The sequence below is a fragment of the uncultured Oscillibacter sp. genome (assembly GCF_947654275.1).
GTDB lineage: Bacteria > Bacillota > Clostridia > Oscillospirales > Oscillospiraceae > Oscillibacter.
Genome location: NZ_CANTJS010000095.1, coordinates 1 through 5,328, shown reverse-complemented (window position 1 = coordinate 5,328; position 5,328 = coordinate 1). Strand labels below are relative to the sequence as shown.

At 59.3% G+C, this 5,328-nt stretch carries 4 protein-coding genes and 1 rRNA gene; 1 reads left to right on the top strand and 4 read right to left on the bottom strand.

All coding sequences use genetic code 11. The features are described 5' to 3' along the window. Positions 1 to 107 (top strand): 5S ribosomal RNA (gene rrf / locus Q0063_RS14280); the annotation flags it as partial. Between the two features lie 745 nt (positions 108 to 852). Here rrf and gpmI read toward each other — a convergent pair. The 4 genes from gpmI to pgk all read right to left on the bottom strand — a co-directional run. Beyond that, positions 853 to 2,370 (bottom strand): 2,3-bisphosphoglycerate-independent phosphoglycerate mutase, encoded by a 1,518-nt coding sequence (gene gpmI, locus Q0063_RS14275; protein ID WP_297872628.1) that lies wholly within the window; start codon positions 2,368 to 2,370, stop codon positions 853 to 855. 196 nt (positions 2,371 to 2,566) lie between these two features. Then, positions 2,567 to 2,977 carry a hypothetical protein gene (locus tag Q0063_RS14270; protein ID WP_297872627.1) on the bottom strand — a complete coding sequence of 137 codons (411 nt, stop codon included), beginning with the start codon at positions 2,975 to 2,977 and terminating at the stop codon, positions 2,567 to 2,569. Positions 2,978 to 2,980: 3 nt separating this feature from the next. After that, positions 2,981 to 3,754: a triose-phosphate isomerase gene (gene tpiA, locus Q0063_RS14265; protein WP_297872626.1), complete on the bottom strand. Its 774-nt coding sequence runs from the start codon at positions 3,752 to 3,754 to the stop codon at positions 2,981 to 2,983. Positions 3,755 to 4,149: 395 nt separating this feature from the next. Next, a partial coding sequence (pgk, locus tag Q0063_RS14260) for a phosphoglycerate kinase (protein WP_297872625.1) occupies positions 4,150 to 5,328 on the bottom strand: 1,179 nt, incomplete at its 5' end.

The window sequence follows — 5,328 nt, the reverse complement described above, 5'->3', positions numbered from 1 at the left end:
GATTAGAATGAGGGTCCACCCGTTCCCATTCCGAACACGGTAGTTAAGCTCATTTCTGCCTACAATACTTGGCTGGCGACGGCCTGGGAAGATTGGTAGTGCCAACACAGAACGGACTGCAAATGCAGTCCGTTTTGCTTTTTCTATATATTTTAGTTATTGTCCTGGCCGATGGTGATGTCCTGTAAGTAAGGGTTTAAGCTGTAAGTAGGATGATAGCCTGAGAAGGCGGTACGCTGGCAGTTAAGCAGCAATCGTTAATAGCTGGATAGTGCCCTTTTACAGGCGTCAGGGGCCACAGGGTGTGAGCAGCGCTAATATCAATATCTTGCGATGTCCAACGGTAGAAGGCCATTCCAGGGCCTGCACAGGCCTCCGGTTTTACTGGAGGCTTCGACTTATAAAGGCTGAAAATGGAAGGCTCTGAGAGTTTTGTCCCTGTTTTCTTGTGCCTGCTTTCACATCCATTTTTACAAAGGGAATGCTGCTTGGATAGCGGAGCCATCGAGCACCGATCGCGGGGGTGCGCTGCCTGGGACGTTCCGCAAATGAAAATCATTCAATAAGGACGGCATAGCCATTGCTGTGCCGTCTTTTTCTGGGCATTTACCAGGGAGGCCGGAATCTTGCTTTAGCTCTACGGGTGTAATTATGCGGCTATAGAAGGCCCTGGGGCGCTTCAGACAATGGAACTAGGTTATACTCTTCACGGATGCTGCTCTGCTGGCCCGCAGAGCGGTTCACAGCGGCGGCAGGCAGGTTACAGAATAAGGGCGAGGGAAGCGCTGCTTTTGAGGAAAACCGAAAGGGACCCGTCAGGGTCCCTTTCAGCCAGTATATGAGGAAACTTGTTTATTCCACAATCAGAGTTGTGCCGTCCATTTCCTGGGGGCAGGCCAAACCCATCACATCCAGCATGGTGGGGGCGATGTCGGCCAGGCGGCCGTCCTCCCGCAGTCTGGAGCCGGCGCCGCAGAGGATGAAGGGCACCCGGTTGGTGGTATGGGCAGTCATGGGGCTGCCGTCAGCCTCGGTCATCTGCTCCGCGTTTCCGTGGTCGGCGGTAATCATGGCGATTCCGCCCATTTTCAGGGTGGCGTCCACCACCCGGCCCACACAGGTATCGACGGTCTCCACGGCTTTCACAGCCGCATCGAAGATACCGGTGTGTCCAACCATATCGCAGTTGGCGAAGTTCAGGATAATGACGTCATAGGCCCCGGACTCGATTCTCTCCACACACTTGTCGCAGACCTCCACAGCGCTCATTTCCGGTTGAAGGTCGTAGGTGGCCACCTTGGGGGAGGGGACAAGCACCCGGTCCTCTCCGGGAAAGACGGTCTCACTGCCGCCGTTGAAGAAGAAGGTCACATGGGCGTATTTTTCCGTCTCCGCGATGCGCAGCTGGGTCATGCCCATGCCGCTGAGATATTCGCCCAGGCCGTTGTTTACCAGCACCCGGGGGAACGCCACGGTGACGTTGGGCATAGAGGCGTCATACTCCGTATTGCAGATATAGGTCAGGGGGAAGAACTGGCGGGTGAAGCCGTCAAAATCCGGGTCCACCAGGGTCCGGGTAATCTCACGGGCCCGGTCGGGACGGAAGTTGAAGAAAATCACACTGTCGTTGTCGGAGATGGAACCATCCGCGTCGCATACGACCGGCTCCACAAATTCGTCGGTAACACCCTTGTCATAGGACTTCTTCACCGCGTCCACAGGGTCGGGATTGGTGATGGCGCTTTCGCCATAGACCATGGCGTCATAGGCCTGTTCCACCCGGTCCCAGCGCTTGTCACGGTCCATGGCGTAATAACGGCCCATGACGGTGGCGATTTTGCCCACGCCGATTTCGGCGCACTTGTCTACCACCTGCTGCACAAAGCCCGCGCCGGAGGTGGGGGACACGTCCCGTCCATCCAGGAAGCAATGGATATAAACCCTGGAGAGGCCATGGTCCTTTGCCATTTTCAGCAGGGCGAAGAGATGGGTGATGTGGGAGTGGACGCCGCCGTCGGAGAGGAGGCCAAACAGATGCAGCGCGGAATCCTTCTCCAGGCAGGCGTTCATGGCCTTGAGGTAGGCGGGGTTTTGGAAGAAGCTGCCGTCTTCAATGGCCCGGGTAATCCGGGGCAGGTCCTGGAACACCACCCGGCCGCCGCCGATATTGGTGTGGCCCACCTCGCTGTTGCCCATCTGGCCCTCGGGCAGGCCCACATCCAGTCCGGAAGCGGAGAGGGTCGTGTGGGCGAACTCCTGGAAAAACCGGTCCAGGCGGGGCGTTTTGGCGGCGGTGACGGCATTGCCCGCTTGTGTGCCGCTCATGCCGAAGCCGTCCATGATAATGAGAGTGGTCGGTGTCTTATTCATGAAGAAACCTCGTTTTCTGATACTATTCGCCCATTAAAATCGGGCATAATCTTAGTTCCGCCAGTCTCACCGGAGAGACGCCGCCTGAGAGGCGGGGCCGGTGAAACCGGTCCGAAACCCATGTGGATTTCGGAAGCCACAGCATTTGCCGCGGCATTGAAACACGGCTGCCGTATTTTAATGGAAGATGGCGCACTTAAATTCTCAGGATTTCGCTGCTGAGACTGGACTCGACAGAACGGAGATCGGCGCTGAGGCTGGATTCAACAGAACGGATATCGGCGCAGAGATCGGTCTCGGCGGAACGGATATCCGTGCTGAGAGAATCCATCTTTTCGTTCAGCTGATCCAGCTGTTCCGCAAGCCCCGACAGGAAATCCATGAAATCAATGCTCTGGTCGGCAGCGGCGGAGCGAAGTCCGCCGCTGAGGCTGGTTTCCAGCCTGTGAAGGTCATAGGTGAGATTCTCTTCCAGAGCGTTGAATTTCTCCTCCAGGGCGCTGAGCCTTCCGCCGATCTGGTCAAGCTGGCCGGAGAGCTTTTCTGTGCGGGTCAGAGCATTCAAAAGCAGGGCTGTCCGGTCCTGACTGGAATCCAATTCCGGCATGTTTTACTCCTGATGGGCGGCGTTGATGATGTCCACAAACTTTTCGGGAACCAGAGAAGCGCCGCCGATGAGACCGCCGTCGATGTCGGGCTGAGACAGCAGCTCCGCCGCGTTCTTCTCGTTCATGGACCCGCCGTATTGAATGGTGACGCTCCGGGCGACCCGGGCGCCGTACAGGGCGCGGATGGTGGCGCGGATGTTGGAGCAGACCTCGCCGGCCTGCTCGGCGGTGGCGGTTTTGCCGGTGCCGATGGCCCAGATGGGCTCATAGGCGATGATGCAGCGGCGCAGCTTGTCGGCGGGCACGTCGTGGAGGGCGCTCTTCACCTGGAGGGCAATCCACTCGTTGGTGATGCCGGTTTCCCGCTGGTCCAGGCTCTCGCCCACGCAGATGATGGGGTTCATGCCGGCGTTGAGAACGGCGTGGACCTTTTTGTTTACCGTGGCGTCGGTTTCGCCAAAGTACTGCCGGCGCTCGCTGTGGCCGATGATGACATACTTAACGCCCAGATCCTTGAGCATGTCGGCAGAGACCTCGCCGGTGTAAGCGCCCTTTTCCTCGAAGTAGACATTCTCGGCGCCCACGGAGATGCGCAGGTCCTTGAAGGCCTTGTTGGCGGTGGAGATGTTGCAGGCGGGGACGCAGATCAGGGTCTCGCACCACTTGGCGCGGGGCATGATCTTGCGGATTTCCTCTGCGAACTTCTTGGTTTCGGTGGCGGTCATGTTCATTTTCCAGTTGCCGGCAATGACAGTTTTGCGGTATCTGCGATTCATGATGTTCAAAACTCCTTTATTTCTTTGTTGACGCAGTGTGGAAGGGGCTTGCGCTTCCGCGCGCCTGGAATTCCGGGGTGGTAATTCCGTATCGCCTCAAATTTCCGCATGAAGCGGAAAGACCTTCATCTTTATAGCGGAAATCAAGGGAAATGTCAAGGGCTGAAGGGGTTTTTTCAGCATTTCTTAACGACTTTTTGCGGTTTTTCACGGAAGGCACAGGGTTTGTGCCGGTGACGCGGGGAGGGTGCGAAGAATCTGGTCTGTTCCGCAGGCGTATTTTGCCGGGGCTCCGGGACGGAACGCCCGGCGGAGCGCAGGACGTTTTCCCGTCCGCCCCGTCCGGCGGGCTGCGCCGCAGCTCCCGCGCCTGCGTTTCAGGGGAAAGGGGAGGCTCAGGCATCCAGCAGGCAGGCCACGCCGGGGAGCTCCTTGCCCTCCATAAACTCCAGGGACGCGCCGCCGCCGGTGGAGATATGGGTCATCTTGTCGGCATAGCCCAGCTGCTGCACCGCCGCCGCGCTGTCGCCGCCGCCGATGATGGTGATGGCGCTGGTTTTGCTCAGGGCCTCGGCCACGGCCTTGGTGCCCACGGCGAATTTGTCAAACTCGAAGACGCCCATGGGGCCGTTCCAAATGACGGTGCCCGCGTCGGCCACCGCGCCGCAGTAGAGCTTCACAGTCTCGGGGCCGATGTCCAGCCCCTGCCAGCCGTCGGGAATCTCGCCGGCCGTGACCACCTGGCTGCTGGCGTCGGGGGCAAACTTGTCGGCAATGACGGTGTCCACAGGCAGCAGCAGCTTCACGCCCTTTTCAGCGGCCTTTTTCACCATGTCGTTGGCGTAGTCCATCCAGTCGGACTCCAGCAGGCTGTCGCCCACCTTGCCGCCCTTGGCGGCGGAGAAGGTATAAGCCATGCCGCCGCCGATGATGATGGTGTCGGCAATTTCCAGCAGGTTGTTGATGACTCCGATTTTGGAGCTGACTTTGGAGCCGCCCAGAATCGCCACCAGAGGCCGCTTGGGATTGGCCAGAGCGCCGCCGATGAAATCCAGCTCCTTCTGAATCAGGAAGCCGGAGACGGCGGGAAGGTAGTCCGCCACGCCGGCGGTGGAGGCATGGGCCCGGTGCACCGCGCCGAAGGCGTCGGACACATAAATGCCGTCGGTTCCGGCCAGAGCGGCCATCTTTTTGGCAAGCTCGGGGTCGTTCTTGGTCTCGCCCTTTTCAAAGCGGGTGTTTTGGAGCAGCATGATTTCGCCGCCCTTGAGGGCCGCGGCCTTGGCCTGGGCGTCGGGACCCACCACGTCGTCCGCCAGAATGACGGGCTTGCCCAGCAGCTCGCTGAGGCGGGCGGCCACAGGCTCCATCCGCAGCTCCGCCAGGGACTTCTTCCACTTCTCTTCGGTGATGGAGGCCTCGTCCTTGCCCTTTTCCAGCTGCTTTTTCCTGTAGGACTCGAAGGTGGCCACGGGCTTGCCCATGTGGGAGCAGGCGATCACCGCCGCGCCCTGGTCCAGCAGGTACTGGATGGTGGGCAGAGCGGCCCGGATGCGCTTGTCGTCGGTGATGAC

Excerpts from the sequence above, each read along its gene's own strand:
- gpmI (WP_297872628.1), bottom strand. The coding sequence starts at position 2,370 with ATGAATAAGACACCGACCACTCTCATTATCATGGACGGCTTCGGCATG.
- Q0063_RS14270 (WP_297872627.1), bottom strand. The coding sequence starts at position 2,977 with ATGCCGGAATTGGATTCCAGTCAGGACCGGACAGCCCTGCTTTTGAAT.
- tpiA (WP_297872626.1), bottom strand. The coding sequence starts at position 3,754 with ATGAATCGCAGATACCGCAAAACTGTCATTGCCGGCAACTGGAAAATG.